Raw genomic sequence first — 23,363 nt, 5'->3', positions numbered from 1 at the left:
GCGTTGGAGCGAGGCTCCCAGCGGGAGAGGCGTCAATCCGCTCATCTGTCTTCCCGTGTCACTTTCTGGTCATATAGTGCATCTATGTCGGCGCTAGGAAGGTAGTCGATGGCAGAGTTGAATGTGAATCCGGCTGATTTATTGCGTGTCGCTGACGCCTACACCGAGCTGGCGGCCCGTGCTGCCCTGATCTCGCCCCAGGCGGTTGTCGAGGTGCAACGCATCGCTGATACCCACGGCCTTATAGGCTATCCCACCGCGGTTGGTATTGCCGCGGGGCTGGCCAACGCCGATGGTCCGCTGATGGCGAAAGTCATGGACTTCAATAGCTACGCGCAGCGGTTTACCGAACACGCCGCTGCCTATACCGGCGAAGACGCGCAGGCGGCACAGCGCGCAAAATCTATTGACTGGCCCGATGATCAGCCCCGCGTCCCTGGTGGTAACAAGGACGTTGATGCGGCGGTGCCACTGGATTCACATAACTGGAAGCCTGGTGATAAGCGGCACATGCCCTATATCGCCGGTCCGGGCGGGCTTGGGCCAGCGAATCCGCCCGATGGCCCAAAATGGGTTGAAATCGGTCCAAGATCAGGTAATTTTGTGCGCTCTGATGAGCTTCCTGGCTTGAAGATCCAAGAACCTGGGGGCCTTGGGCCGGCACCGACCTACGACGCGAACGGCAATCGAGTGCCGTATATCGAGTTAGGTCCTGGCACTGGTGCGTGGGCACCGAAGTCCGATTTCCCTGGTGCGGTCATCATTCCGCCTGGCTCACATGCGCTTGCGCCGTACGGATACCGCGAGTGGCTGCCGGGATCCGGTATCTACATGTGGCACGACGATTTACTTCCTGAACCGGCTCAGCCTAGGTCACCGCTGCTACCACCTGAAACACACCCGGCGGCCGGGTCGTGTGGCTGACGCGCCTGCTCCGGCCAGGTCGTCGATCGACGGCCTCTACAACGCCTTGGTCGCCGCCACGAACAGTGGCGACCCGGCCAACACCGCCGACGCCAACGACATGCATGGCGACCGCGCTGGCGAATAAGGCGACACCCTCGAGAAATTCCCAGCCATCGACGCCGAGTCGACGTCGATGCTGACCGGGGCACCGCAGATGGTGCCGACCGTGGTCGGCGCATTGACCGGCGCGGGCAGCGGCGCCGAGCCCGCCGGCGACTACCCCGACGAAGACGGCTACGGCGATGACGGTACGAGAGGCGTAAAGTGATTCACGAGCCCGACCGCGGCTCAGCCCCAGGCCCGTCGGACAGCGACACGGCTATTGGGTTCCTTTGTGCCCGCCGGGATATCGAGCTACTTGCTCGGCAAGTTGTTCGTACCCTGAACGAGCGGTTCGTGGGGCACGCGGTATCTGGTGAGTGGCGGCTGGTTTGGAACCCGGTCCGCTCGCTGAAGATCATGCGATGCGGCCCCTGGTTGACGTCGAACTCGATGACGCTGTCGCCCGAATGAAGGCAGGGATGGGTCGTGGCCGCGGCAGATTGCTGGGATAGCCGCCGAGGTAATTTTGTGCGCTCTGACCCTGATTTTTCAGCCGGGCTGTGATGATCTTGTTTTCGGTGGCCGGGGCGGTGGTGGCTGCGCTGTTGGGATGCGCTGATGGGGGTTGGAAGCTGTTGGGTGATGGCGTAATTAGGGGTGGGCACGGCCGCGGGGCTGTGGTGACCGGTTTTATCGAAGGCCAGCTGCTCACCGGGCCTTCTCGGTGATCACCTCAGCGATGATCTCCTTAAGCCGCTCCTCCATACGCCCGCCGATAACTCGGCGCGCCGGTACTTCGGGCACCACACAACGTGATACGCGCACTGAAACGCGATATTCGCGTTCGTCCGCAACGTAACACCCATACCCGACAACAGTAGACAGGTTGCGCCTATCTAACGCGACGACACGCCAGGAACACGCGCTTTGACGCGCTCACCCCCAGGGCTAAAGCCCGGGGTCCGCCGCGCTACGTCCCCTATGATCGACAGGTATCGCGGCGCTCACGGGGCGCAGCGACATGCCCGCACACATATCAATGAACGCACCGAAAGGAGAAGCGGCGTTTCCGCGCCGCATGAACCAGATGGATTCGATTGAGTCGATGTGGACGTTCGAAATCGAGGGGCCGGGATACATCGGCGGGTATTACACGCCGGCCGAGGAATGGGCACACGCCGACACGACCGCTAGATGGCTCGTGCGGGCACTCCACGACTTTGGCGCCATCGCGGGCGACAAGGAAATAGAAACGGAGCGACGCGCGCGAGAACTCGCGCCGCTGATCGAACAGGTGCAGGGCACCCACACGTGGGTCGAAGGTGGCCACACGGTAACCGTGATTCGTCTGCATCCCTCCGCCAGAGTTCCGGACCAAATGATGCGCTCCATGGCTCACCGTCGAAAAATACGCCAACGACAACGACAACAAGCCGACGACCGTTGACGTGATTGGTGGCGCACATCGATGCGTCTGCGGCGGCGCGCGGATTGTCGCGGCAGGAGTATCTGCGGCGACGGTTTGAGACGGCGCGCGCAGTCGTCGTGGTTCCCCACGTCGCCCAAGCCGGGGCTGTGCGGGCACTACTGGCCGACATGCCCGGTGTTTTGGTCGGCACAGTCAACGCGCTGCAAGGCATGGAGCGACCTGCTGTGGTCGCGCTGCACCCGATGGCGGGTTACCGCTCCGCCGAATCGTTCGCTCTCGACGCCGGTCGTATGTGCGTGACCCTGACCCGGCACCGGGCACACCTGACCATCCTGACCGACCCGGCCACTGCGCCGCTGCTCAACGCCGCCAGCGACGACCCCCAAGCAGCGCACGCGCAAGCTGTACTCGCGGCGCTGTAGCCACAACCGGCTTAAGGGTGGGCCGAAACGCCCCACCCGGCACCGGGGTGTCCTGGATGGCTTGGTGGGCTAGCTGGCGGCTGACGGCGTCGCGGCGGGGCGCAGGTGTGGCCGTGGGCGAGACTCTGCTACCGGGGGCTGCGCCCGAGTGCCGTCGGTTCGTGGTGCAGGACGGCGAGTCGGTTGGTCGAGCTGTCGCCCACCACCACCCCACCCGTCACCGGCGCGCCGCTGCAGGGCCTGGCGTGCCTCGGTGATGGTGTAATAGTGCGACATGCACATCAGCTCGGCGGCTTTGAACAGGGTGCCGTCGGGTTGAGAACAGTTGGTGATTTTGTTGGCCGGTAGCGGTCGGCCGGTTGTTGTCGGACTTGTTTGAGAGTATGTGACTGCTGGACTCTCGCCGGTCCGGGTTCGGATGGTTTTGTTGGTCATTATTGGCCATGGTGGTGGTGCGTTCGATGCGTGTTGGAGGAAATGCGATGAGCGCGAAGGTTGTCGTCAGCGCCTCGCTGTCCAGCAGCTATGACAAGCGGTATGTCGTCGTCGACGAGGCGACCGGTGAGGTGCTCGATGATGCTCAGGGCTACGGATATAAGACCGCGCAAAACGCGCACCGCGCACACGCCTTTAAGTCGATGTCGGCGAAGAAGAAGCGCGAGCGCGCCGCGGCGAAACGACGTGTGCAGCGTTGGTGTGGGCAGCGCCCAGAATTCGTGCAGCACCTCGAACAGGCGGTGTTCTACGCGATCAAGGACGGCGAGAACGTCACCGCAGCGGATGTGCGGGCGATGCTGGCCGAAGATGGCCTCGAATTGCCTTTTCCGGTCGAAGACCTGATGAGGCATTGGTGACATGGCTCATCGTGGCCCTGATGATTATGTGTCGGCGACCGCGGCGGCCTACCGGTTGGGGGTGTCGACGCGGACGTTGCGCCGCTACACGCAAGAAGGCCGGCTGCCGGATGCGCGCAGTGCTGGTGGTCGGCGGATCTTCCGGATCGCCGATCTGGATGCGATCGGCCATAAACCGCCCGCTGATGGTGGGCGGATGGTGGGGTATGCGAGGGTGTCGTCGCGGCGCCAGCAGGTCGAAGGCGATCTCGACCGGCAGGTGGCTGGGCTCAAGGAGTTCGGCGGGGCGGATCTGGTGGTGTTCACCGACGTCGCCTCGGGGCTGTCCGACCGCCGGGCTGGGCTGCGTAAAGCGCTGGCCGAGTGCATGAAACCCGCGGTGACCGTGCTGCTGGTCGAGCACCCGGATCGCCTGGCACGCTTCGGGGTCGGGGTGATCCGAGCACTTGCTGGCCGGACACGGGGTGAGTGTGACTTACAGCGGCCTTGCCGTCTAGGACGATTCGGCGCAGTCGGAACTGGTGCGCGACATGATCGCGATCGTGACCAGCTTCGCAGGCCGCCTCTACGGGCAGCGCTCAGCCAAAGCGAAACGATTACGCGCAGCGGTGAGCGCCGAGACCACTAGCGGTGATGCCGCATGACGGCCGACAAGCTGCGGGCCTGGCGTGGAGTCAAACCGGTGGCGGGACCGTCCGGGGTGGCGACTAGCACCCGATTGCGGATCACCGGCGAGGACGAGCGCGTGCTCGACTTGGTTGCCGAGCATCTAGGCCGGTTGCGTCGCGCTGATCTCGCCGTGGTGTCCCGGCCCGGTCCGGTCGGCGCGGGACGCGACGCCGATGAGCGGCGACAGCTGCGTCGGGATCGGTTGAATACCCGCAAGAAAGGGTTGACTGCGGCGTCGTCGGCGCGGTGGGCTAATGCGATCATCGCCGCCAATGATGCTCGGGTCCGCCGGGCCCGCGATGCCCAGTACCGCCATGGGGCGGGGTTACGGGCGGCGATCGCCACCATCGAGGCGCGTCTAGCGGCGCCGACCGCGGACATGCTGTCCGTCGCTGAGCGTAAGGCCCGCCGAAAAGCCAAGGCCGCCAGAGGGTATGCCAACCAAGCTGAACGTTTCTAGAAGCAACGTCGGCTGCGGCATCTACGGGGCGAGCTGGCCCGGGCGCAACGGGATCAGGCCGCCGGTGTGGTGCATGTGGTGGAGGGCGGTAAACGCCTGGCTGCGACGCGCCATCACCTGGACAAGGCCGGTCTGACCGAGGCTCAGTGGCGCCGGCGGTGGGAGGCATCCCGGTGGCGAATCGGGGCGAACGGCTCGCCCGATGAACCGTTCGGGAATCTCACGATCACAGTGACCCCGGCCGGGCAGGTCAGTATTCGGTTGCCCAAACCGTTGGAACACTTCGCGAACGCCCCACGAGGCCGTTACGTCCTCTCCGGCCGCGCGGTGTTCGCGCACCGCGGCGGTGAATGGGTCCAGCGGATCATCGGCGCTAACTCGGTGTCCTACGCGATCAGCCGCAAACCCGGCAGGGCTGGGGTGTATCTGACCGCTTCCTGGGCGATCCCGTCTGTGCCGTACTGGGTAGGCCGCGACAATTGCGCTGTCGGCGACGATGTGTACGCCGAAGGCCCGGTGGTGGGAGTGGATCTCAACGATGGGCACCTGGCGGTGCGCCGGCTGGACGCCCACGGCAACCCCGTGGGTGCGCCCAGGCGGATCGACATCGACCTCACCGGGTCGGCGTCGCGGCGTGACGCCCAGGTCCGCCACGCCATCACCGCACTGATCAAGTACACGCGCCGCCACGGTGTTGCGACGATCGCGGTGGAGGACCTCGACTTCGCCGACGCGCGGGCCACCGGCCGGGAAACTATGGGCCGCGGCGCACGCGGGAAACGGTTCCGCCGCGCCGTATCCGGCATGCCGACCGCGGTGTTCCGCAACCGGCTCGCCAGCATGGCCGCGGTCGCCGGCATCCAACTACTGGCGGTCAACCCCGCCTACAGCAGCATTTGGGGCGCCCAACACTGGCAGCGCCCCTACCCCAACGTCACCCGACACCAGGCAGCAGCCACCGTGATCGGGCGTCGCGCCCAAGGCTTTAGGGCCCGGCGACGGAAAGGTGTGACACCGACGCGACCAGAGGAACGCGCGGTGAGAGCTACCGACCAGGCCGAACCCAACAGCCACCAGGCGAACACCAGTAGCCGCCGCCGGCCAGGGACACGGGGAACAAAATCCCGCGCACCCAACCGGGCAAGAACGCGACTACCGGGCCGGGCAACCGTTACCCCGGCACAGTTGGCCAACAACGACCAACTACGTTTGTAACGGTCCGATCACCACCTCCACCCAGCGGGCCTCACCTACCACACCTCGCGGCAGCCGGTGCTGTCCGTCGCCGACATCACCGGCGTGCCGGCCGGGCGGGGCTTGCACTGGTCGCCGCGCGGCTGGGAACTCATCGAATTGAACCCGTGGTGGCAGCAGCGCAGCAGCTACCGTCTTTAAACTCCGCGGCCCTAACAACCGAGGTTCTAGCGATCACCACCAGCAAGGCCGGCCGCAGCTCATCGAAATTCCTGCAGATTCTCCTTTATGTCTCTCTTTAGGGTCTTACATTCCTACAAGGAGAAGGGAGAAAAGAATGCGCCTATTCATTGCGGCCGGGAGCGTTGCCTGTGCTGCAGCGGTTGCGCTTGCGTCACCCGCCCTTGCCCAGCCGAGCGGTGAAATCCCTGGCGACGGCGTCTTCAAGGTGGGGACCGACGTTGCACCAGGCACCTACCACACGCAGGGGCCGTCAGACTGGAGCGAAATATGCTCGTGGGCGACGTACAGCACACTTGGGGCGACCGAGGACGATATGGTCGACGGAGATGTCTCTCGGGGTCCGATGTATGCGAACGTGCCGGCAACAGTAGCGGCCTTCGAGACGAACGGATGTCAACCCTGGACACCGGTCTCATAAAAGGACAAGGGACCACAAAAACGTCCAACCATCACAGCGGCGGCCGCTAAAACAGCCCGCGGCCCGCCCCCCGCTATCGGCGCTAGTGTGTGGTGTGTGTGGCGCGCCCACGAACCATGTCAAGGCTCGGCCACAACGTGGCCGACCGCCGTCGGCGGCCGCGGGCCTTGACATGGTTCGCGGACGCGCCCGCCCGCCGCTCATATGCGCGGGGGGCCGAGTGATGTCGTGGCGCGGTGAGACACTGGTGGGCGTGGACGCGGCCGAACACTGGCAAGCATGGCTTGACAGATACGGCGATGACTACGCGACGGACGGCGAGCGCAAGGCCGCCTACCGGGACTTCAAAGCCAACCTGGCGGCCCTGGGCGAGGTTTTCGACCACAGCGACGCGCCGCGGAGGTGAGCGTTTTGGGCTATGCGCGGGTCTCCACCGCGCACCAAAACCCCGACATGAAGATTCAGGAGTTGAAAGCGGCTGGGGCGGAGTGTATCTGGACTGAAACCATGTCGGGCGGCCGAGACGACCGCCCGCGGTTGGGCGCGCTGCTGGGCTACGCGCGCCCCGGTGATGTGGTGTTGGTGTGGCGGCTGGACCGGCTGGGCCGCTCCTTGTCGCACCTGCTGAAAATTGCCGGCGAGCTGGAGGCCCGCGGAATCGAGCTGCGCTCGCTGACCGAGGCCATCGACACCAGCAGCGCCGGCGGGCGGCTGCTGTTTCACGTGTTCGCCGCGGTCGCCCACTTCGAGCGCGCACTAGCGGCCGAGCGGTCGGGGGCCGGAGGCGCGACGAGAATAGGAGGAGCTGCTGTTATGCTCCCAATCTCGCTGACAACAGCGTAGGTTCGGTTCCCATGAACGACGGCGCGGACCACACCACGGGAGTCGCCGCCGAGGCCGATGCGACCGCCATCGTCTCGGACGGATCGTTGACCGAGATCGCCGCGTTGGCGTGGTCAAGGGAAGCCGAAACCGAGGAAGCTGCCGAAAACGCCGAACGCGCCAATTGGCGGTGGTGGCTGCGCTGGGCGAGTCTGCTGGCACTGGTGTGCGTCATGGCGTTGGCTACCGGGTGGCTTTCGTTGGCGCTCTATCGCGAAGACTTCACGCACTCGATCCCAAATGCGCGGCCGGCTACGGTGAAATCGGCGCCACAACCGGCACCGGCACCCGCGCCGACCAAGTCCGTGCCGATCGCAGCGCCGCCGACTGTGACGGCACTCCCTCCGGCACCGTCTGCGGCCCCGGCTAGCCCCTACGCCACCTTGGTGGGCAAGTGGGTAGGACATGAGCGGGAGCTGACCGTCTCCGCTGACGGGGGTGTCGAGATAGTCATCCCCGACTTTCCAGCGTGCCCTACATGCGGCATGGCCTCGATGCCCGATGCCACCATCCACGTCGGCTTGACCTCGTACAACGGAACAGCAGATGGCGCACCTGATGGGAGGACGTTTTTCGGCTACGTCAAGGACAGCTCAGATGCCCGTGTGATCCCTGCAGGCCTGCCTGTCGAAGTCGATGTGACGAACGCAAGCGACTACAACGCCCGGCTTAGTGAACGATTTTGCGCTCGAACGGGAGTGTGCCCTCCTGAGCGCACCGCGCCAGGCCGTGTACTCACCGTCACCATCGATGGCGACCGCGTCGGTGCGATGAACGCAGGGCATCAATTGGGTGATCAGGTTCCATTCTGCGACAAAGCCGCGGACAAAGCCTCAGTGTGCGGAGCATGAGATAGATTTGAAATGGGGCATGACCCCGTTTGGTGGACACACGATCAGGCGGCTTATGCCGTCTGAGTGAGTCGGTTCTCGAACTCGACGGAGCAAATCATACCCAGGGCTGAATGGCGACTGAGTCGTTGCCTCATCTGCGGATGTGCGCGTAGGGGCGGTGTTCATAGGCTGCAGCGCGGTTGTGGTGGCTGGGTCGAGCGGGGTTTGGTGCAGCCGGGCCGCTGGGCGCGTTGCTGGGCTACGCGCGCCCCGGCACTGGTGTGCGTCATGGCGTTGGCTCCCGGGTGGCTTTCGTTGGCGCTCTATCGCGAAGACTTCACGCACCCGATCCCGTCTGTAGACGGCCTAGGTTGACGTTCTCGGTCTCGGCTACCACGCTGTTTTGGTAACCATTCAGTTTGTCAGCCACTGCAGTACGCCGCCATGTCCCGAGCAGGTGCCGCTGTGGTGGGTGCTGAAGGAGTAGTCGCCATCTCGGCAGATCGCGGTAGCCCCCGCAGGCGGGCTGCCCACGAGGCCGGGCGCACCGCCAGGGGGTAGACCCGACGATGGGTCGGGGATGCATTGGCCATCCGAGTTCTGGTACTCGCCCGCAGCGCAACCAGCCAGAACCGTAGTCGGCCCGCTCGCAACGACCGCAGGGGCAGCACCCAACGCTGCCGCTGCAAACACCGACGCGATAGCGAGGATCCAAATCCGCATGCGCATTACCACTCCACCGCGCCTACCGAGGGCGCACGCCGGTTCTGGACGCACCTCGGCGCGGTCGCAGCCAGACTTGCACACTCTTGTGTCAATATGCCAGAGGATGTGGTGAAGGTGATGGGTGGTGAAGGTGCTAGGGCGGGCGCAGCAGTTGGCCGCGATTAACGGCGCGCCGGGCCATCGGCTCGATTTCACCCCAGCTGGGCGCCTGGCCAAGTCCGGAGTGGTGGTGTATGAGTTCGCTCGATGCGTGACCCTTCGGGTGGGAGTTTAGGCCATCAATGCCGGCGTGGTGGTGCCGGACTGGTCATCGACCGGTTGGTCGGTGGTGGCCAGCACTGCGCGGGATCGGGTGAGCACGTCGAGGCCAAGGTAGCGGCGGCCTTCGATCCATTCGTCGTGCTGTTCAGCTAACACCGCGCCGACGAGGCGGATGATCGCACTGCGATCGGGGAAGATGCCCACCACGTCGGTTCGGCGCCGGATCTCTTTGTTGAGCCGCTCCTGGGGATTATTCGACCAAATCTGGCGCCAGATCTGTTTGGGGAAGGCGGTGAACGCCAGCAGCTCGGCGCGGGCGGCATCAAGGTGCTCAGCCACTTTCGGCAGCTTGCCACTCAGCGCGTCGAGTACTCGATCATACTGAGCTGCAACAGATTCCGCGTCAGGCTGGTCGAAGATCGAGTGCAGCAGGGTGCGCACCCACGGCCAGGACGATTTCGGGGTGACGGTCATCAGGTTGACCGCGTAATGGGTGCGGCAGCGCTGCCAGGCCGCTCCGGGCAAGGTGGCGCCAATGGCCTCGACCAGCCCGGGATGGGCGTCACTGGTGACCAGGGCCACCCCGGACAGCCCGCGAGCCACCAGGTCGCGGAAGAACGCCAACCAGCCCGCTGCATCCTCGGCGGAGGTGACCTGCACGCCCAGGATTTCGCGGTAGCCCTCGGCGTTGACGCCGGTGGCGATCAGGGTGTGCACCCCGACCACCCGCCCGCCCTCGCGCACCTTGAGCACCAGGGCGTCCGCGGCCACAAACGTGTAGGGGCCGGCATCCAGTGGGCGGGTGCGAAACGCCTCCACCGCCTCATCGAGCTCGGCAGCCATGACCGAGACCTGCGATTTAGAAAGGCTTGTCACGCCGAGGGATTCGACGAGGCGCTCCATGCGCCGGGTGGACACACCGAGCAGATAGCAGGTCGCCACCACACTGGTCAGCGCCCGCTCGGCCCGCTTGCGCCGCTCCAGCAGCCAGTCCGGGAAATAGCTCCCCTGGCGCAACTTGGGAATTGCCAGCTTGATCGTGCCGACGCGGGTATCGAAATCCCGAGGCCGATACCCGTTGCGCCGATTGGTGCGACCCGGACTACGTTGCCCATAGCCAGCGCTGCACACCGCGTCGGCCTCCGCGCCCATCAGGGCCTGAATAAACGTCGACAACAGCGCCCGCAGCAAATCTGGGCTCGCCGTGGCGAGTTGCTCCTCCAACAGCTTCTCAACATCGATAGGGTGGTGGTTGGTCATCGCGTTGTTCTCCTTCGGGTGACTTGATCCGTCGTTTCGAAGGATCACGCGATGACCGCCCTCTACTGGGCTGCGACACACCCGCTAATCAGCGGGTCGTACACCACCTCCCTGGACGGAACTGGGCGCCTGAGTCCACTGGTCGATCTCCGGGATATGGACAAGCCAGAACCGCTCACCACGGCTGGCGAGCGCCCGATACGTCTGCACTCCACCAGTGTCGTAGTGCGGTGAGACACTGGTGGGCGTGGACGCGGCCGAGCATTGGTTGGCATGGCTTGCGCGGTACGGCGATGACTACGCGACCGACGAGGAACGCCGCGCGGCCTACCGGGACTTTAAAGCCAACCTGGCGGCCCTGGGCGAGGTTTTCGACCACAACGCCGAGCCCACGCAGCAGCGTCATTACGTAATACCGTACTACGCAATGACGTTATTACGTGCTAGCGCAATGACGCAATACCGCGCGTTGACTCATCCAAGATGCGCGCGTAGAGGGGTTCGTTGCCTCATTTGAGAATGCGCGCGTGCGGCGCGCCTACCCGGCAGCTGACGCCTGGCTGGTTAGTCACCACCAGTAAGGCCGGACCCACGGCCAAGGCGCCTGTGAACACCGTCCCTACGAGAATTGCGGACAGTAAACATCGATCGCGGCCTCAACTAAGAGAGAGGCTAACTCGAATGAAATGCCAGGATTAGCGTTCATAGTGTCAAGTGCTGCCTGCCTAGGCGTTGTCGAGCCTTCCCGCAAGTGGACGCAAATCGTATGAGCGCTGGTGATCGCCAAGCTTGGGTCGGGGATCGGTGCACCGTTGAATATTCGCGATATAACCGCGAGAAAGCGGGCGTCAGCGTCTGATCCCGGCCGCGGCGGTGCCGACGGTGCGGCAACGGTCGCCGGTGGTGCAGTAATGGTGACTGGTGGTGGCAGTAGCTCGGTAACGGTCGGCGGTGGTGGCCCAGCCGCTGGCGTTTTACGGGGAGGCTGTGGCGTTGCCGTGGGGCTCGTGGTTTGGGGAGGTTCTGCTGACGATTTGCCCGGCTGCGTCGATTGCTCCTCATAGTAGAAAACGTTGCCGAACCATCCCGCCGCCACAGCGGTAATCAGCACCGCAGCAACAATTAGGCACCAGAGTAGGAGTGGGCGTCGATTTTTCACATCCGGTTCGTTATCGGCTACGCTGCATGGCCATTCCGGTTCGGCGTCCCGCATTGCCGACCACTGTCGGGTGTAGTCGGGACCATCCGTTGACCACGCCAACTCGGCCATCTGGGTCGACGAAGCATCTGGGACGATGACGGTTTCCTCGGCGTCAAGCGCCGTGTTGGCGGCCGTCGTGACGTCTTCAGCCTGCTCGACCGGGGTGTCGTCCATGACAGGAACCTACGCCGCCGGCGGTGGGATTTGGGCCTTTTTGCGCGGCCGACGAGGGGCTGAGCCGTCTATGCAAGTCAAAGTTGACGAAGAGTTTTGGGAGGCGCTGAGACATCACACCGACAGCCGAGGCAGAGGCGCGCCGCGCGCTGTCATGTTGGTTGTCGCTGCGCTCATCGGCGACGACGAAATAAGAGCGTCGTGGGCGGATTTCGAGTCTGTCGATACCACTACCACGTGGAAGGTTTTCGTCGTGACAGCCGGGTTCGCGCGCACAGCCGATTGGCACCAAGGTCAACAGGTCTGCATTTGGCGCGGAACCGTCTACAAACTAGGCGGGCAGGGATCAGGAGCGAGCCCGATATTCCTGGGAGAGATTACCGGTGAGCTAGCCGGCAAGGGCGAGTGGAAGAAGCCCGGCGCCAGCATGGTCACAAAGTGTGTGCCGAAGGAAGAAGCGGACTATGAATACTGAAGCAACGCAGCCAGCACAGAATACTTTGAGCCCGAATAAGCAGCTGCAGATACATGCTGAGTCGTTCCGCTCGGTCCTGATTGAGATGGTGTTCTGCCAGAGCGGACCCAGCACAGACGTCGATGCCGCGCAGGACTGCAACACTATGGCCTACGGCAGCGCCTTCATCTATCGACTTGACGGCAAGGACCGGCTAATCACGGCGCGGCACAACGTGACTGGAAAGCATTGGCAAACCAACGAGTTCCTGGGTGGGTACACGACCGAACCGACCCACCTCAAAGTCATGTTCTTCAAGGATCCACCTCAAAAGTGGAAGGTATCTCGGTCAGCGTACAGCCCCAGAGTCGGCAATGTTCGGATACGTCTGCACCAACATCTGGTGCCACGGTGTGACAGCTGCTGGTGGGCGCTGTGGTCCGGATTCCTCGAGCACCGTGGGGCAGCAGGAGCAGGGGGCCCGCGCCCCTCGCTACCTGGCGGACCGACACAACCACCAACCCCACCCGGCACCAGGCGCGCGTCAGGCGTGGCGCGCAACCCAGACCAGAAAGGATAGAGATGAACTACCAAATCACCAGGTGCATAAATTGCGGCGGCACGTTCGCCGCCGTTCCGCCGGAGCGCAAAATATGCGCGTCATGCGCGAGCATGCCAGGGAGCTTGAGCTGGCGCGTTGGTGCTGACACACGGAGTCCCGCGCCGTTAGCGCCGATGGGAGGGACACGACCCACTGCTTTTTCTTGAATTCTTTCATCCGCAGCTATTCCCGCGACCGCATCATCGAGATCGAACTGAGCAGCCAACCGGCGCCGAGGCATCGGGCTGCCAGGAATCGGTCACTGCCGGTCGGTGCCGTGGCGGTAGTCGGTGAAGCCGCGTTCGCCGTGGGCCTAGACAGCCGCTGGGATCGGATCACTACCGAGGAATTTCGGGAAGCTATCGACAACTACGGCCATCGCATGAGAGGGCCCGCCGGCCATCGGCGTTGGATGCGCGACCCGGCCGCTGACGGTTGACGGAGGCGCAGCCGCTGTTCTTCGGCCACTAACCACTGCGGTTTTGCGGCGCTGCCGATGCTGCGCACTGCGCGGCAAGCCGCCTCTTTGCCGCAGCATTCCCGCCGCGTCCAAACCATGCAGCTATAGTGTTGCACTGATGCCGCGCTGGTGCTACACTAGCACCATGCACGAGCTTGTGAACCTCACTCCCCACAATGTGATCATCGTGGGGCTCGACGGGACGATTACCGTCCCGCCGAGCGGGACGGTTGCGCGCTGCGAAGCGCGCACTGAACGGCGGGGAACAGTCTCCGCGAATGGAGTGACGCTCGCGCTTACCGCGCGAGCGTTCGGCGAGGTGGAAGGCATTCCGCCTTCGTCGCCTGGAAAGATTTATATCGTCAGCGGCATCGCGGCGCAGGCTGCCTGGGCGGCTGGGCGACGCGATGTCGTCTGCCCAGGAGAAGGCCAGCGAGACGAAGCAGGACGAATTGTCGCCTGTCTCGGGCTGAGTGTGTGCCCGTGACCGATTTCGTCCTGCACTTCCAGGATCTTCACCGTTTCCATGGCCTTCGCCCTTCTCCTCTGGGCTCGGCAGTCCCACACCACCGGGGCGTTCGACGCTGGGCTTCGACCCCGCCCGTTTCCAGACGACACCGCCAGCCTGCTACCGGGCCTCCTGACAGCTACCCGGACCGGACTTTCACCGGCAAGCGACGACGAGCTTACGAATCAGCCGTCAACCATTTACATGATCAACCGCCTTTCACTACTTGACACACAGGGAGAGCACCATGACTGCTTGGGAATGGGCGGAAGCCGTCGAGAACGAGATCGGGACCTCTTGGGAAGAGTACTCGCTCGCAAGGGCGAGCGGGAAAATCGGGGGGGTCGAGATTGACCTCGAGGCTGATGACAACAATGGCCGAATAATAACAAGCCTTGATGGTGAGATGGTGATCCGGTACGACGAAATTTCGGGTCACTGGTACCCGGAGGAGCTGATTGGTTTCCAGGGTATCAACGAGCTGAGAAACAGGGAAAGGAATTAAAAAATGCCGGTCGGTTACGGCGATTCCAATCGCCCGCTGAAAGGGGCACCAGCAAAGTGACTACAAAGTATCCAAGGATGTCGGTAACCATCGCCGAACCAGTTCGGCGATGGCTCGAGGAAATAGCGGAGCTGCTGATGCAGCCGCCAGCGTCCGCTGCAAGCAATCTGCTTGCGGCGATGCGGGATCTGATGCGCTTGGAGTTGCGTCGGATTCCACTGAGGGAGCAGGAAGCGGACTGTCTCGCTGACATCCTGAATAGCAGCATCACGACCGCAGTCCTCGGCCCGATCACCTACGCTGAGGTCAGCGACGCATTCAGGTGCGCGGGAGATGGAGTATCCAGTTACGGTGCCAAACACGGCATCGATGAAGAAGCGCTGCTGAAGAAACTGAAGGATATCGGCCCGGCGGCGGACCTGGCGCTACGGTTAGCGTTCGCCCGCTGGTGGGCCATGTCACCCGACAAGCGTGATTATCGGGCCGTCGGAATCGTGCTGTCGGAAGTGTCCAGGAGCTGACCAGGTGGTTCCCGGGAAATGCGCGGTGCGCGGTTCCCGCGGTAATTTGCTGGGTTATGTAGACCTCTGGAATCCGTACCGGAGCGCTTTAAACACTGATAAGGAGGAGAAAATGATATTGACCCGGAACCCGGTGACGGTGGATAGTGACACCGCCACCAGATACGAAGAATCAACCCGGACGCCGCACCCGGATTACCGAAGAATGCTGTGGTTCACCGAGGACGGCACCTGGGTGATCCACGACTTTTTTACAGATAAATGGTCGCGGATCGCGGAAAGCCAGGCGTTGACCTGGTTGATAAGAAATGGGCACGAACAACGTGCCCAAGCTCTACTACTAGAGCGCGGCGTAGAATTCTTTAAAGAAGGGCCATTCACGTGGCCCTCGATCGCGGAATGGGAGGACTTCTCGATCCGTCTAAAAGACGGATCGAGAATAACCTCCCTTACGGTGTTTCCGCAACGAGCGGAGCACTGGTACACCCCCAGTGGTGTCAACTCAACGGACGGGCCGGGGGCCCGCCGTCTGACTGCCCGGGCGGCAGCCCGGGTAATCATCAGCAAAGGCCCACGTGACTGGGCGGAGCTTCGCGGGCAGCCGTGGGTGTGGCAAGGCGACCTGATGGACCACGGGCACGAGCCCTGGCCCGAGGGGCTGGGGCTGGTCCTCGGCGTCGGTCGCGTTACGGCGCTGCCAGTCGAACCGTAAAGAGAAAGATCAGGTGCGGACCGTGATCGATGCCGCGCGCGGCCACGGCTCACCACGGGGCGTCGTATGAGGTGGCGGGTTTGCGCCGCGAGTGCGGCCCGCCGTGTGTGGTGAGCATTTGGCTGCGGCGGTGCTGTTCCCGCTTGCGCCTCCCGCCCAGCACAGGGAGCGGGTGGGAGTTTTGTCGCTTTTCCGGGTTTGTCGGTAGCCGGCAGTAGGGTCAGCGGTGTGGGCACTGCCACTGGGGCTGGCCCATCAGTGCGGCCCGAGGGGACCGGCGGCTTTTAGCCGTCGGGGGAATCGGGCCTGGTGAACAGCGTGTGGGCGGTGAGTTTGTCGGTCCCTTCTCGTAACGTGTGGGGCATGTCCGAGCGCCGGTTTCGCCGCACCCCGGGTGGTGTGTGCTCGCTGGGGCTGCACCTGGTGTGGTGTCCGAAGTATCGGCGTCGGATGCTGGGCGGGCGTGTAGCGGCGCGGTGTGGCGAGCTGCTGGAACAAATCGCCGGCGAGCATGGCTGGGAAATAGTGGCCAGGGAAGTGATGCCCGATCACGTGCACCTGTTCGTGCGGGTCGGCCCAACCGATGCCCCGGCGCAGGTGGTGCGGGCGTTCAAGGGCCGCTCGTCGCGGGTGCTGCGCGAGGAGTTCCCGTATCTGCGGAGGTTTGCGAAGGTGTTGTGGTCGCCGTCGTATTTCGCCGCGTCGGTCGGGTATGTGTCGGAGTCGACGGTGCGCCGCTATATCGAGCATCAGTGGGATGCGGTGGCCTCGTGAGGCGCGCCTACGTGTTTCGGCTGCGCCCGACCGCGCGCCAGCACCTCGCGTTGGCGCGGTGCCTGGATGCGCACCGCGAACTCTACAACGCGGCGCTGCAGGAGCGCCGGGATGCCTGGTCTCACAGCAAGACTCGCATCTACTACGGGGATCAGTCGGCACAGTTGGCCGAGATCCGGCAGGCATGCCCGGATCAGGCGGTCTGGTCGTTTTCCAGCCAGCAGGCCACACTGCGGCGACTCAACAAGTCATTCCAGGGTTTTTTCCGGCGGGTCAAGACCGCCAAGCCCGGTGTCAAGGCTGGGTATCCGCGTTTTAGAGGTAAGGCCCGATTCGACAGCGTGGAGTGGCCCAAAGACGGCGATGGTGCGCGTTGGCTACCCGAGATCAAGCGGGTGTATCTTCAGGGCATTGGACAGGTCAAGGTCGAACTGCACCGCCCGGTGGTGGGCCGGGTGAAGACAATCCAGATCAAGCGCCAGGGGCGGCGCTGGATGCTGGTTCTGTCCTGCGATGACGTGCCGGCCAATCCGCTGCCGGCCACCGGCCGCTCGGCCGGTATCGATGTCGGGATCGCGAGTTTCGCCACCACCAGCGATGGTGAGCACATCGACAATCCGCGTTGGGGACGGGCCGCCGGTGAGAGGCTCGGCGCCGCGCAGCAGCGAATGCAGCGCGCCAAGCGCGGCTCGAAGAACCGGCAACGGCGGCGGGAGACTGTGGCGGCTCTGCATCGCAAGATTGCCAACCAGCGCAAGGACTTTCATCATAAACTGGCACGGGCTCTGGTTGAGTCTTACGACGTGCTGGTGGTGGAGGATCTGAAGATCGTCAACATGTTGCGGCGGGCTAAACCCGCGCCCGACCCGGACACCCCGGGGCGGTTCCTCAAGAACGGTGCCCGGGCGAAGTCCGGGCTGAACCGGAGTATCAGCGACGCGGGCTGGGGAGGTTTCGTCTCAAAACTGCGCGCCAAAGCGGAAGAGGCTGGGCGTGTCTGGATTGAGGTCGACCCCCGGCACACCTCCGACGGCTGCGAGAAATGTGGATATGCAGCCCGCGAGAACCGCGTCACCCAAGCGGAATTCGTCTGCCAGCGATGCTCGCATCGCGCTCAAGCAGATGAACACGCTGCACGTAACGTCTTACGGGCTGGACTGGCCCTTCACGCCCACGCGGCGTGAGAAGAAGCTGGCGGCTTCCAGCCGTCAGAGAAGTCACTTGATCCCACAGGGAAAGGGGAGTGCGGTGACCGTCAAGGCTGAAAGCGTTGCGCGTGCTAAGGCGCGTCGGCGCCAGGAGCTGCGCCGCTGTAACGCGGCTGTGTCAATTCCGGCGGCGCAGCATAAGAGGTCGCGCTCGTGGACTAAGCAGAAGTTGCGCAAAGAGTGGCGTTGAGATGTTATCTCTAAGTGCCGGTGGAGCATCGTTGACGTGCACGACAGGTCGTTCAGTGCCGACTCCGGCCCTGTGATCGACAAATTATCTACAGTTATTCCGACAAGAGGCGCATCTGCACGGTTGCAGAAGCGGCTCGCCGTTTCTTGCACACCGGACGCGCCACGAACACTGCGCGCGCACCGACAGTTCCCCTTGAACCGGACTTGTTCTGCGCTCACCTGGCGTGTCAGGCGGCCGTGTCGGTGCGGCGGTTTACCTTTCTGCCATGGTCGGGTTATCTGCAGGTGTCGGAGTGGCGACGGCCTCCGTGTTGCGCGTGGCACCTGTAGCGGTGCATGGGTCGAGGTCGTGGACTGTGGTCGACGAGCGGGGCTTGCCGGTCGAGGAGGTCGAGCAGTTCTTGAATTGGCTGCGGGCCGTGGAACGCTCCAATAACACGGTGCGCTCCTATGCGCTGCATTTGTCGCTGTTCTATAGGTGGCTGGCTGCGCGTGGGACGCCCTGGGACGGCGTGTCTTTCGATGGCCTGTGCGATTTCGTCGGCGCGTTAACGGCGGGGCTGCCTCCGCTCCCGGTTCGCGGTGGCGGGACACGTTCAGTCGGAACGTTGACATCTCCCACGACTGAAGCCGTGGGATTCCGCGCAGCGTTCGGCTGTCTCGGCGCAGTGTTGCGCGCCGCCGTAGGCCGCCCGCCGGAGGCGGTTCGGGCCGACTCGCTCTGTCCCTTGCGGGCGCCGCAGGTGTCTGGTGTTGCCGCGGCCTCGCGAGTTGACGCTACCTGGGTTCCGGCCCCGGGCGATGTCCTGCCCTGCGAACCCACAACGAGCATAGTGGGCCGATCTGACAACACCGGCCAGACACACTGGCTCCAAGCGCCGGGCTGCGCCCGGCGACGAACGGGATCGGCTAACCCCGCCATAAATGGCGAGGCTTGCGCCGAAGAAGGCCGGGTCAAGGCCGTCAATGCCGCGGTGCGGAGTTCTACGAGTTCCACCGGCTGGAGGGCCACGGCCCGACGCACCACGTCCGCCGCACAGTTTCCTGGCGCATGTGGAGAAGATACGCCCAAGCGGCCATCGACTGCGCCGCCACCACGCTCGTCGACGCCAAGCGCGGCCAGACGACACACATCCTCGGTGGCGGCGTCAGCGACCACGATACGGCGGCCCTGCAACTATAGACGAGGAATGGAGGTCCGATGGCTGGCTGGTCACGAAACGACGGTATGAACGACGTCACGGTGCAAACGATGGGCGTGCACTATCGCTGGGCGGTGCCCGATGTGCTGTCGCGGCAGCTGCGGCTGGCGCATGATCTGCGAGAGGACCTTGTAAGCCTGCAACTGTCCTACGAGGACGACATTAAACGGATTTGGTCTTCCTACCCTGCAGTGCGCAGCGCGGAAGAGCGCGTCGCGTTGGCGCAGGAGCAGGCCGCGGCGGCCAGCGACGCGGTGAAGGCAGCCAGGATCGCCGCCCGCGGCAAACGCGTGGATTCAGCGCTCACACAACATCTGCGGGACGCCCGCGCCGCGCTGAAAGCCGCCCGTCAACACCGCCTCAGCGCGATCGCGGAAGTCAAAGACGCTGCCATGCAGCGAATCCGGGATCGCGGCGATCAACTGATAGCCGACCAGAAAGCGCTGTATCAGCGCTATTGCCAACAAAGCGATCTGTATTGGGCCACCTTTAATACGATCGTGGATCAGCACCGGGCTGCGGTGCGCCGCATCAAACAACTACGTGCGCAAGGCCGGCCTGCTATGTTGCGTCATCACCGATTCGACGGCACCGGCACCATCGCCGTGCAGCTGCAGCGGCAAGCCGACATGCCGCCCCGCACACCAGCATTGCTCGCCGACGCGACTGGCCGCTACCGCAACGTCCTTCACCTGCCGTGGATCGACCCGAAACAGTGGGCCGACATGACACGAGCCGAGCAGCGCCGCGCTGGCCGCGTCGAAGTCCGTATGCGCTGCGGGTCTCGTGACGGACAACCGCAGTGGATTACCGTGCCAGTGCAGGCGCACCGCTGGTTACCCGCTGATGCCGACATTAGCGGCGCGAAACTTACCATCAGCCGGGTCGGCGCTGATCTACGGGGGCGCCTATCTATCACCGCATCCATCCCAGCCCCGGCAACGATGCACGACGACGAGTCCGCTGTGGCGATTCACTTGGGCTGGCTGAACTCTGATACTGGCACCATAGTCGCCCATTGGCGTGCTAATCGGCCACTGGCCGTACCGCCGGGATTAGCCAACGTGATGGTGCCCATCACCGCCGATGGGCTGGCGGGCCGTATCATCGCGCCGGCGTCGATCGCGGCGCGACTGCGCCGACATAGCCAGACCGCGTCCGAGCGTTATCTAGCACTGGACGGGATTCGCGGCAAGCTCGTCGACTGGCTACACGAGCACGGTCCCCAGCCGCACCCGACTCGGGAGGGGGAGCAAATTACGGCCGCGGCTGTAGCGCGGTGGCGCTCACCCGCCCAATTCGCGGCACTCGCGCTGGCATGGCGAGACAGTAGCCTCGAGATCGCCGCGGCGCTGGAGGCGTGGCGTCGAGCCGACAGGCTGCTATGGCAGCAGCAAGCACACGGGCGCTGTCGAGCGCTCGGCCACCGCGACGACCTCTGGCGCCAGGTCGCCCACACCGTGGTGACCCAATACCGGCGAATCATCGTCGATGACACGAATGTGGCGGATTTGATACGAGGCATTGTGGAGCGCAGCGACTTTCCGAACGAGATACAGCGGGAAATCGACCGCCGTAGAGACCACGCCGCACCCGGTACATTGCGTACGCGCATCATCGCGGCCGCAGAGCGCGACGGCGTGGCCGTGACCGTAGTACCTGCGGCTGGGTTAAGCCGCATCCACGCCCGCTGCGGCCACGAAAATCCCGCTGACGACCGATACTGGAGGCGCCCCGTCACATGCGATGGCTGCGGCAAAACCTATGACCCCGACCTGTCCGCGACCGCGACCATGTTGGCGCGAGCGCTCCAATCCCCACACGAAACCGTTCCTAAACACTGAGCGAAATTGAGTTTTGCTCAGTGGGCGGCCCCGAACGGTGTTGGGTCGCCTGACTTCCCGCGTTCTTCGCCCCGGTCGGACAAGCGGATCGTGTCCGTGGTCCCGGCCCGGGGTGGCGGGTTGTCTCACGCTCCCGGCCGCCAGATTCGGCCTGCGTGGTCCGATGCTCAGCCACATCACTCTGGTGTGGTTGAGGCGGTGCCACGCGTCGCCGGATCCGATGTCCGAGGGCGCGCCGTCCGATCGCCACGCTCGCGGCGTGGTGGCGGGTGGTCTGTGGATGGTGTGCGGCCAGTGGTTTGTGCCAGTGCTGGGCGCCCCACTTGCTGGTGTAGGCGGGGTCGACGGCGATCACGCTGATCCCTGCCCCGGTTGCCATGGCGAGTAGTCGAGCGCGCAGTTTGGCGGTTGGCATGCCCGAGATGACGTGGCGGAACCTGTGTTTGCGGCCGTGCTTTTCGCGAGTCTTGCTGTCGGTGAAGTCGAGGTCCTCGACCGCGATCGCCGTGATCGCGTTGTCGGTGACCCAATGCAGCAGCCGGGTCAGGGCGTGGCGGACTTGGGCGTCGCGGCGGTCGGCGGCGCCGCAGAGGTCATAGCCGAACGTGCGCGGGGAGCCGATCGGGTTGCCGTGAGGGTCGAGGCGCCAAGCGGCGAGGTGATCAGCGTTCATGTCCACCCCGACCAGTTCCCCGGCGCGCAGCGACTCCAGCGGGACCGCCTGTGCCGGCGTGCGCCGCCAGGCAGCGTCAAGATACCAGCGCTGCTTATCGGGGCAGAAGTGGATGCGGTAAGCCACCGCCCGGTCGACGGCCACCCGCTGGGCCCATTCGGCGCCGCGATGCGCAAACTCCACCCTGCCGCAGAAGACGTAGCGGCCGTGCGGGCCGTTCGCCAAGTGCGCCAACGCAGCCGGTAGGCGCAGCGACAGCTCACCCTCACCGGTGACGCGGATGGTTTCGTTGCCCCAGCGTTTACCCGACTCGCCATCAGCAGACAAAAACCAGCGGGCCGCTTCCCACTGATCTCGCCACCGCGCCTCGGTGAGCCCGGCCTGGGCCAGGTGGTGGCGTTTGCGCAACAGCTGTTTGCCGCCGCGCACCACGCTCACATGACCGGCTGCCCGGTCAGCCTCCACCCGCGCGAGCCGTGCTTGCAGGTCCGCCAGACGCCGTGATTTGGCGAACCACTCCTGGCGGCTGCGGTAGCCGCCCGGCATACCGTCGACGCCTTGTGATCCCAACTCCTGGGCGAGCCGGTGGCGGATCATCGCGATCCCGTCGCGCAGGGATTGGGCGTGCGCGTATTGCGCGCGCCGCGCCAGCCCCCACTGGTCGTGCGTGGCTTTGGTGATGGCGCCCGCCCAGCGCGCCGTCGACTCCACGGTCAGGCCGCGTTTGCGCTCGGCCCAGGCGTCCTTGCCGTGGCCCACACCGGCGCGCACCCGCGCCGCCAGATCAGCGCCGGCCAGCCCGCCCAAGTGGGCACCCACCTGACGCAGCACGTCTTCGTCGGCGGCGGTGAGTCCTTTCAGCCGGGTGCGTATGCACACACCCGTCGCCGGGTCGGCGACAAACGGCGCAGCGATCTGGCGCAGGATGGTCATGACGGCCGCCTTCGCGCAGACCTTGACCGCAACGCCCGCCGCAGCTCATCCATGACCGGCATCATCCACCCGGCCTCCGACAACAGCCTTGGGGCCGATGTCGCGCTGCGCGCAGCCCACCGCTTTTAACGCGCGGCTTCGAGCGCTTCGGCGACCATAGAGTCGTGCGCAGAACCAAGTGAGCACATCCACCATGTCGCGCACCAAATCATCGGTCACCTCACCATCGTCGAGCACCACCAGCCGCCGGGCGTGCGCGGCAAGCGCGGACTCGACCAGCTCGGTGCTCATCCGACCCAACCGATCCCGATGCTCCACCACCACCACGGTCACCTTCGGATCAGCCAACAACCGTCGCACCTTGGCCCGCGACCCGTTCATCCCCGAGCCGACTTCGGCCTCCACCCGCACCACCTGGCCACCGGCCTGCGCGGCTCAGCCAGTCAGCCGAGCGACCTGCCGGTCCAAATCGGACCTCTGATCACGGGAGGACACCCGCGCATACAACCCGAACGCGGCGGTTCCCGACTCACCAGGCGCGTCCGGGGACACCAACACCGAGCGGGAATTCACCCGCACCGCCGGCACCGGCAACGTGCCCTCCCGAAACAGCGGTACGCCGTCTGCGGATGCACACCCTGAGCACGCGCCCACTCCGTCAGGCTCACACCACCAGCACACTCACTAGAACGCTCATACGCTCACTATCACTCAGTATTCCGCCAACTGCTCCGCACCCCAC

The 23,363-nt window shown here is 64.5% G+C and carries 27 protein-coding genes and 4 pseudogenes; 25 read left to right on the top strand and 6 right to left on the bottom strand.

Features of this window, described 5'->3' with window-relative positions; translation table 11 throughout:
• Nucleotides 1–108 precede the first annotated feature (108 nt).
• Together MSM1_RS20175 and MSM1_RS22605 are read left to right on the top strand one after the other, a co-directional pair.
• Nucleotides 109–924: a type VII secretion target gene (locus MSM1_RS20175; protein ID WP_213445876.1), complete on the top strand. Its 816-nt coding sequence runs from the start codon at nucleotides 109–111 to the stop codon at nucleotides 922–924.
• A gap of 175 nt (nucleotides 925–1,099) precedes the next feature.
• The gene (locus MSM1_RS22605; RefSeq protein WP_282101013.1) at nucleotides 1,100–1,234 is read left to right on the top strand and encodes a hypothetical protein; all 135 of its coding nucleotides are present in this window, start codon (nucleotides 1,100–1,102) and stop codon (nucleotides 1,232–1,234) included.
• Nucleotides 1,235–1,725: 491 nt separating this feature from the next.
• Here the strand turns inward: MSM1_RS22605 and MSM1_RS20170 are convergent.
• Nucleotides 1,726–1,874: pseudogene (locus MSM1_RS20170) on the bottom strand (transposase); the annotation flags it as partial.
• A gap of 221 nt (nucleotides 1,875–2,095) precedes the next feature.
• Here MSM1_RS20170 and MSM1_RS20165 point away from each other — a divergent pair.
• From MSM1_RS20165 to MSM1_RS20125, 10 genes and pseudogenes are all read left to right on the top strand, one after another.
• Entirely contained in the window at nucleotides 2,096–2,455 is a 360-nt protein-coding gene (locus MSM1_RS20165; RefSeq protein WP_213445874.1) for a hypothetical protein, read from the top strand.
• 83 nt (nucleotides 2,456–2,538) lie between these two features.
• A pseudogene (locus MSM1_RS20160) lies at nucleotides 2,539–2,859 on the top strand (AAA domain-containing protein); the annotation flags it as partial.
• A gap of 482 nt (nucleotides 2,860–3,341) precedes the next feature.
• The gene (locus tag MSM1_RS20155; RefSeq protein ID WP_213445872.1) at nucleotides 3,342–3,713 is read left to right on the top strand and encodes a hypothetical protein; all 372 of its coding nucleotides are present in this window, start codon (nucleotides 3,342–3,344) and stop codon (nucleotides 3,711–3,713) included.
• A 1-nt stretch (nucleotide 3,714) separates the two neighbouring features.
• Nucleotides 3,715–4,341, top strand: a complete 627-nt coding sequence (locus MSM1_RS20150; protein WP_213445870.1) for a recombinase family protein — start codon at nucleotides 3,715–3,717, stop codon at nucleotides 4,339–4,341.
• A 12-nt stretch (nucleotides 4,342–4,353) separates the two neighbouring features.
• Nucleotides 4,354–4,842: a hypothetical protein gene (locus MSM1_RS20145; protein WP_213445868.1), complete on the top strand. Its 489-nt coding sequence runs from the start codon at nucleotides 4,354–4,356 to the stop codon at nucleotides 4,840–4,842.
• A 66-nt stretch (nucleotides 4,843–4,908) separates the two neighbouring features.
• Nucleotides 4,909–6,057 carry a hypothetical protein gene (locus MSM1_RS20140; protein ID WP_213445866.1) on the top strand — a complete coding sequence of 383 codons (1,149 nt, stop codon included), beginning with the start codon at nucleotides 4,909–4,911 and terminating at the stop codon, nucleotides 6,055–6,057.
• A gap of 316 nt (nucleotides 6,058–6,373) precedes the next feature.
• Nucleotides 6,374–6,697 (top strand): hypothetical protein, encoded by a 324-nt coding sequence (locus MSM1_RS22245; RefSeq protein WP_236057286.1) that lies wholly within the window; start codon nucleotides 6,374–6,376, stop codon nucleotides 6,695–6,697.
• Nucleotides 6,698–6,920: 223 nt separating this feature from the next.
• Nucleotides 6,921–7,103, top strand: coding sequence for a hypothetical protein (locus MSM1_RS20135; protein WP_213445863.1), 183 nt, complete (start codon nucleotides 6,921–6,923; stop codon nucleotides 7,101–7,103).
• 5 nt (nucleotides 7,104–7,108) lie between these two features.
• Nucleotides 7,109–7,540 (top strand): recombinase family protein, encoded by a 432-nt coding sequence (locus MSM1_RS20130; RefSeq protein ID WP_236057282.1) that lies wholly within the window; start codon nucleotides 7,109–7,111, stop codon nucleotides 7,538–7,540.
• 11 nt (nucleotides 7,541–7,551) lie between these two features.
• On the top strand, nucleotides 7,552–8,430 hold the full coding sequence (locus MSM1_RS20125; RefSeq protein WP_213445859.1) for a hypothetical protein: 879 nt from the start codon (nucleotides 7,552–7,554) through the stop codon (nucleotides 8,428–8,430).
• Nucleotides 8,431–8,826: 396 nt separating this feature from the next.
• Here the strand turns inward: MSM1_RS20125 and MSM1_RS20120 are convergent, their stop codons facing one another.
• Complete coding sequence (locus MSM1_RS20120) at nucleotides 8,827–9,135, bottom strand: DUF3761 domain-containing protein (protein ID WP_236055743.1); 309 nt, start codon at nucleotides 9,133–9,135, stop codon at nucleotides 8,827–8,829.
• Nucleotides 9,136–9,262: 127 nt separating this feature from the next.
• On the opposite strand from MSM1_RS20120, the gene MSM1_RS20115 reads away from it, so the two are divergent.
• A complete protein-coding gene (locus tag MSM1_RS20115) occupies nucleotides 9,263–9,412 on the top strand; it encodes a hypothetical protein (RefSeq protein ID WP_213445854.1) in 150 nt (49 codons plus the stop codon).
• On the opposite strand, the gene MSM1_RS20110 is transcribed toward MSM1_RS20115, so the two are convergent.
• Nucleotides 9,409–10,659 (bottom strand): IS256 family transposase, encoded by a 1,251-nt coding sequence (locus MSM1_RS20110; protein WP_213446061.1) that lies wholly within the window; start codon nucleotides 10,657–10,659, stop codon nucleotides 9,409–9,411. The two genes, MSM1_RS20115 and MSM1_RS20110, sit on opposite strands and share 4 nt — an antisense overlap.
• A gap of 241 nt (nucleotides 10,660–10,900) precedes the next feature.
• Between MSM1_RS20110 and MSM1_RS20105 the strand changes: the two genes are divergently transcribed.
• On the top strand, nucleotides 10,901–11,176 hold the full coding sequence (locus MSM1_RS20105; protein WP_213446084.1) for a hypothetical protein: 276 nt from the start codon (nucleotides 10,901–10,903) through the stop codon (nucleotides 11,174–11,176).
• Between the two features lie 102 nt (nucleotides 11,177–11,278).
• On the opposite strand, the gene MSM1_RS20100 is transcribed toward MSM1_RS20105, so the two are convergent.
• Nucleotides 11,279–12,034 (bottom strand): DUF732 domain-containing protein, encoded by a 756-nt coding sequence (locus MSM1_RS20100; protein WP_213445852.1) that lies wholly within the window; start codon nucleotides 12,032–12,034, stop codon nucleotides 11,279–11,281.
• Here MSM1_RS20100 and MSM1_RS20095 point away from each other — a divergent pair.
• The 11 genes and pseudogenes from MSM1_RS20095 to MSM1_RS20055 all read left to right on the top strand — a co-directional run bounded on the left by MSM1_RS20095 (nucleotide 12,033) and on the right by MSM1_RS20055 (nucleotide 21,015).
• On the top strand, nucleotides 12,033–12,509 hold the full coding sequence (locus MSM1_RS20095) for a hypothetical protein (protein WP_213445850.1): 477 nt from the start codon (nucleotides 12,033–12,035) through the stop codon (nucleotides 12,507–12,509). The genes MSM1_RS20100 and MSM1_RS20095 overlap by 2 nt on opposite strands.
• A 743-nt stretch (nucleotides 12,510–13,252) precedes the next feature.
• Nucleotides 13,253–13,528 (top strand): hypothetical protein, encoded by a 276-nt coding sequence (locus MSM1_RS20090; protein WP_213445848.1) that lies wholly within the window; start codon nucleotides 13,253–13,255, stop codon nucleotides 13,526–13,528.
• A gap of 166 nt (nucleotides 13,529–13,694) precedes the next feature.
• The gene (locus MSM1_RS20085; RefSeq protein ID WP_213445846.1) at nucleotides 13,695–14,036 is read left to right on the top strand and encodes a hypothetical protein; all 342 of its coding nucleotides are present in this window, start codon (nucleotides 13,695–13,697) and stop codon (nucleotides 14,034–14,036) included.
• Between the two features lie 268 nt (nucleotides 14,037–14,304).
• Nucleotides 14,305–14,562, top strand: coding sequence for a hypothetical protein (locus tag MSM1_RS20080; RefSeq protein WP_213445843.1), 258 nt, complete (start codon nucleotides 14,305–14,307; stop codon nucleotides 14,560–14,562).
• A gap of 77 nt (nucleotides 14,563–14,639) precedes the next feature.
• Nucleotides 14,640–15,083 carry a hypothetical protein gene (locus tag MSM1_RS20075; protein ID WP_213445841.1) on the top strand — a complete coding sequence of 148 codons (444 nt, stop codon included), beginning with the start codon at nucleotides 14,640–14,642 and terminating at the stop codon, nucleotides 15,081–15,083.
• Between the two features lie 112 nt (nucleotides 15,084–15,195).
• Entirely contained in the window at nucleotides 15,196–15,795 is a 600-nt protein-coding gene (locus tag MSM1_RS20070; RefSeq protein WP_213445839.1) for a hypothetical protein, read from the top strand.
• 363 nt (nucleotides 15,796–16,158) lie between these two features.
• A complete protein-coding gene (tnpA, locus tag MSM1_RS20065; RefSeq protein ID WP_213445837.1) occupies nucleotides 16,159–16,569 on the top strand; it encodes an IS200/IS605 family transposase in 411 nt (136 codons plus the stop codon).
• Nucleotides 16,566–17,753 carry a transposase gene (locus MSM1_RS20060; RefSeq protein ID WP_307857460.1) on the top strand — a complete coding sequence of 396 codons (1,188 nt, stop codon included), beginning with the start codon at nucleotides 16,566–16,568 and terminating at the stop codon, nucleotides 17,751–17,753. The genes tnpA and MSM1_RS20060 overlap by 4 nt, the downstream gene beginning before the upstream one ends.
• A 482-nt stretch (nucleotides 17,754–18,235) precedes the next feature.
• A pseudogene (locus tag MSM1_RS22240) lies at nucleotides 18,236–18,514 on the top strand (site-specific integrase); the annotation flags it as partial.
• 506 nt (nucleotides 18,515–19,020) lie between these two features.
• Nucleotides 19,021–19,152 carry a hypothetical protein gene (locus tag MSM1_RS22600; protein ID WP_282101025.1) on the top strand — a complete coding sequence of 44 codons (132 nt, stop codon included), beginning with the start codon at nucleotides 19,021–19,023 and terminating at the stop codon, nucleotides 19,150–19,152.
• A gap of 18 nt (nucleotides 19,153–19,170) precedes the next feature.
• Nucleotides 19,171–21,015 (top strand): transposase, encoded by a 1,845-nt coding sequence (locus MSM1_RS20055; protein WP_213445835.1) that lies wholly within the window; start codon nucleotides 19,171–19,173, stop codon nucleotides 21,013–21,015.
• On the opposite strand, the gene MSM1_RS20050 is transcribed toward MSM1_RS20055, so the two are convergent.
• Nucleotides 21,005–22,621, bottom strand: a complete 1,617-nt coding sequence (locus MSM1_RS20050; protein WP_213445833.1) for an IS200/IS605 family accessory protein TnpB-related protein — start codon at nucleotides 22,619–22,621, stop codon at nucleotides 21,005–21,007. The two genes, MSM1_RS20055 and MSM1_RS20050, sit on opposite strands and share 11 nt — an antisense overlap.
• A gap of 45 nt (nucleotides 22,622–22,666) precedes the next feature.
• Nucleotides 22,667–23,289, bottom strand: a pseudogene (locus tag MSM1_RS20045) (IS607 family transposase).
• Between the last annotated feature and the right edge of the window lie 74 nt (nucleotides 23,290–23,363).

Source organism: Mycobacterium sp. SM1, from assembly GCF_018361265.1.
Classification (GTDB): Bacteria; Actinomycetota; Actinomycetes; order Mycobacteriales; family Mycobacteriaceae; genus Mycobacterium.
This window is presented reverse-complemented; position numbering and strand designations above follow the sequence as displayed.

Coding starts and splice junctions, on each gene's coding strand:
- MSM1_RS20175 (WP_213445876.1), top strand. CDS start 109: ATGGCAGAGTTGAATGTGAATCCGGCTGATTTATTGCGTGTCGCTGAC.
- MSM1_RS22605 (WP_282101013.1), top strand. CDS start 1,100: ATGCTGACCGGGGCACCGCAGATGGTGCCGACCGTGGTCGGCGCATTG.
- MSM1_RS20165 (WP_213445874.1), top strand. CDS start 2,096: ATGGATTCGATTGAGTCGATGTGGACGTTCGAAATCGAGGGGCCGGGA.
- MSM1_RS20155 (WP_213445872.1), top strand. CDS start 3,342: ATGAGCGCGAAGGTTGTCGTCAGCGCCTCGCTGTCCAGCAGCTATGAC.
- MSM1_RS20150 (WP_213445870.1), top strand. CDS start 3,715: ATGGCTCATCGTGGCCCTGATGATTATGTGTCGGCGACCGCGGCGGCC.
- MSM1_RS20145 (WP_213445868.1), top strand. CDS start 4,354: ATGACGGCCGACAAGCTGCGGGCCTGGCGTGGAGTCAAACCGGTGGCG.
- MSM1_RS22245 (WP_236057286.1), top strand. CDS start 6,374: ATGCGCCTATTCATTGCGGCCGGGAGCGTTGCCTGTGCTGCAGCGGTT.
- MSM1_RS20135 (WP_213445863.1), top strand. CDS start 6,921: ATGTCGTGGCGCGGTGAGACACTGGTGGGCGTGGACGCGGCCGAACAC.
- MSM1_RS20125 (WP_213445859.1), top strand. CDS start 7,552: ATGAACGACGGCGCGGACCACACCACGGGAGTCGCCGCCGAGGCCGAT.
- MSM1_RS20120 (WP_236055743.1), bottom strand. CDS start 9,135: ATGCGGATTTGGATCCTCGCTATCGCGTCGGTGTTTGCAGCGGCAGCG.
- MSM1_RS20110 (WP_213446061.1), bottom strand. CDS start 10,659: ATGACCAACCACCACCCTATCGATGTTGAGAAGCTGTTGGAGGAGCAA.
- MSM1_RS20095 (WP_213445850.1), top strand. CDS start 12,033: ATGACAGGAACCTACGCCGCCGGCGGTGGGATTTGGGCCTTTTTGCGC.
- MSM1_RS20100 (WP_213445852.1), bottom strand. CDS start 12,034: ATGGACGACACCCCGGTCGAGCAGGCTGAAGACGTCACGACGGCCGCC.
- MSM1_RS20085 (WP_213445846.1), top strand. CDS start 13,695: ATGCACGAGCTTGTGAACCTCACTCCCCACAATGTGATCATCGTGGGG.
- MSM1_RS20080 (WP_213445843.1), top strand. CDS start 14,305: ATGACTGCTTGGGAATGGGCGGAAGCCGTCGAGAACGAGATCGGGACC.
- MSM1_RS20075 (WP_213445841.1), top strand. CDS start 14,640: ATGTCGGTAACCATCGCCGAACCAGTTCGGCGATGGCTCGAGGAAATA.
- MSM1_RS20070 (WP_213445839.1), top strand. CDS start 15,196: ATGATATTGACCCGGAACCCGGTGACGGTGGATAGTGACACCGCCACC.
- tnpA (WP_213445837.1), top strand. CDS start 16,159: ATGTCCGAGCGCCGGTTTCGCCGCACCCCGGGTGGTGTGTGCTCGCTG.
- MSM1_RS22600 (WP_282101025.1), top strand. CDS start 19,021: ATGTGGAGAAGATACGCCCAAGCGGCCATCGACTGCGCCGCCACCACG.
- MSM1_RS20055 (WP_213445835.1), top strand. CDS start 19,171: ATGGCTGGCTGGTCACGAAACGACGGTATGAACGACGTCACGGTGCAA.
- MSM1_RS20050 (WP_213445833.1), bottom strand. CDS start 22,621: ATGACCATCCTGCGCCAGATCGCTGCGCCGTTTGTCGCCGACCCGGCG.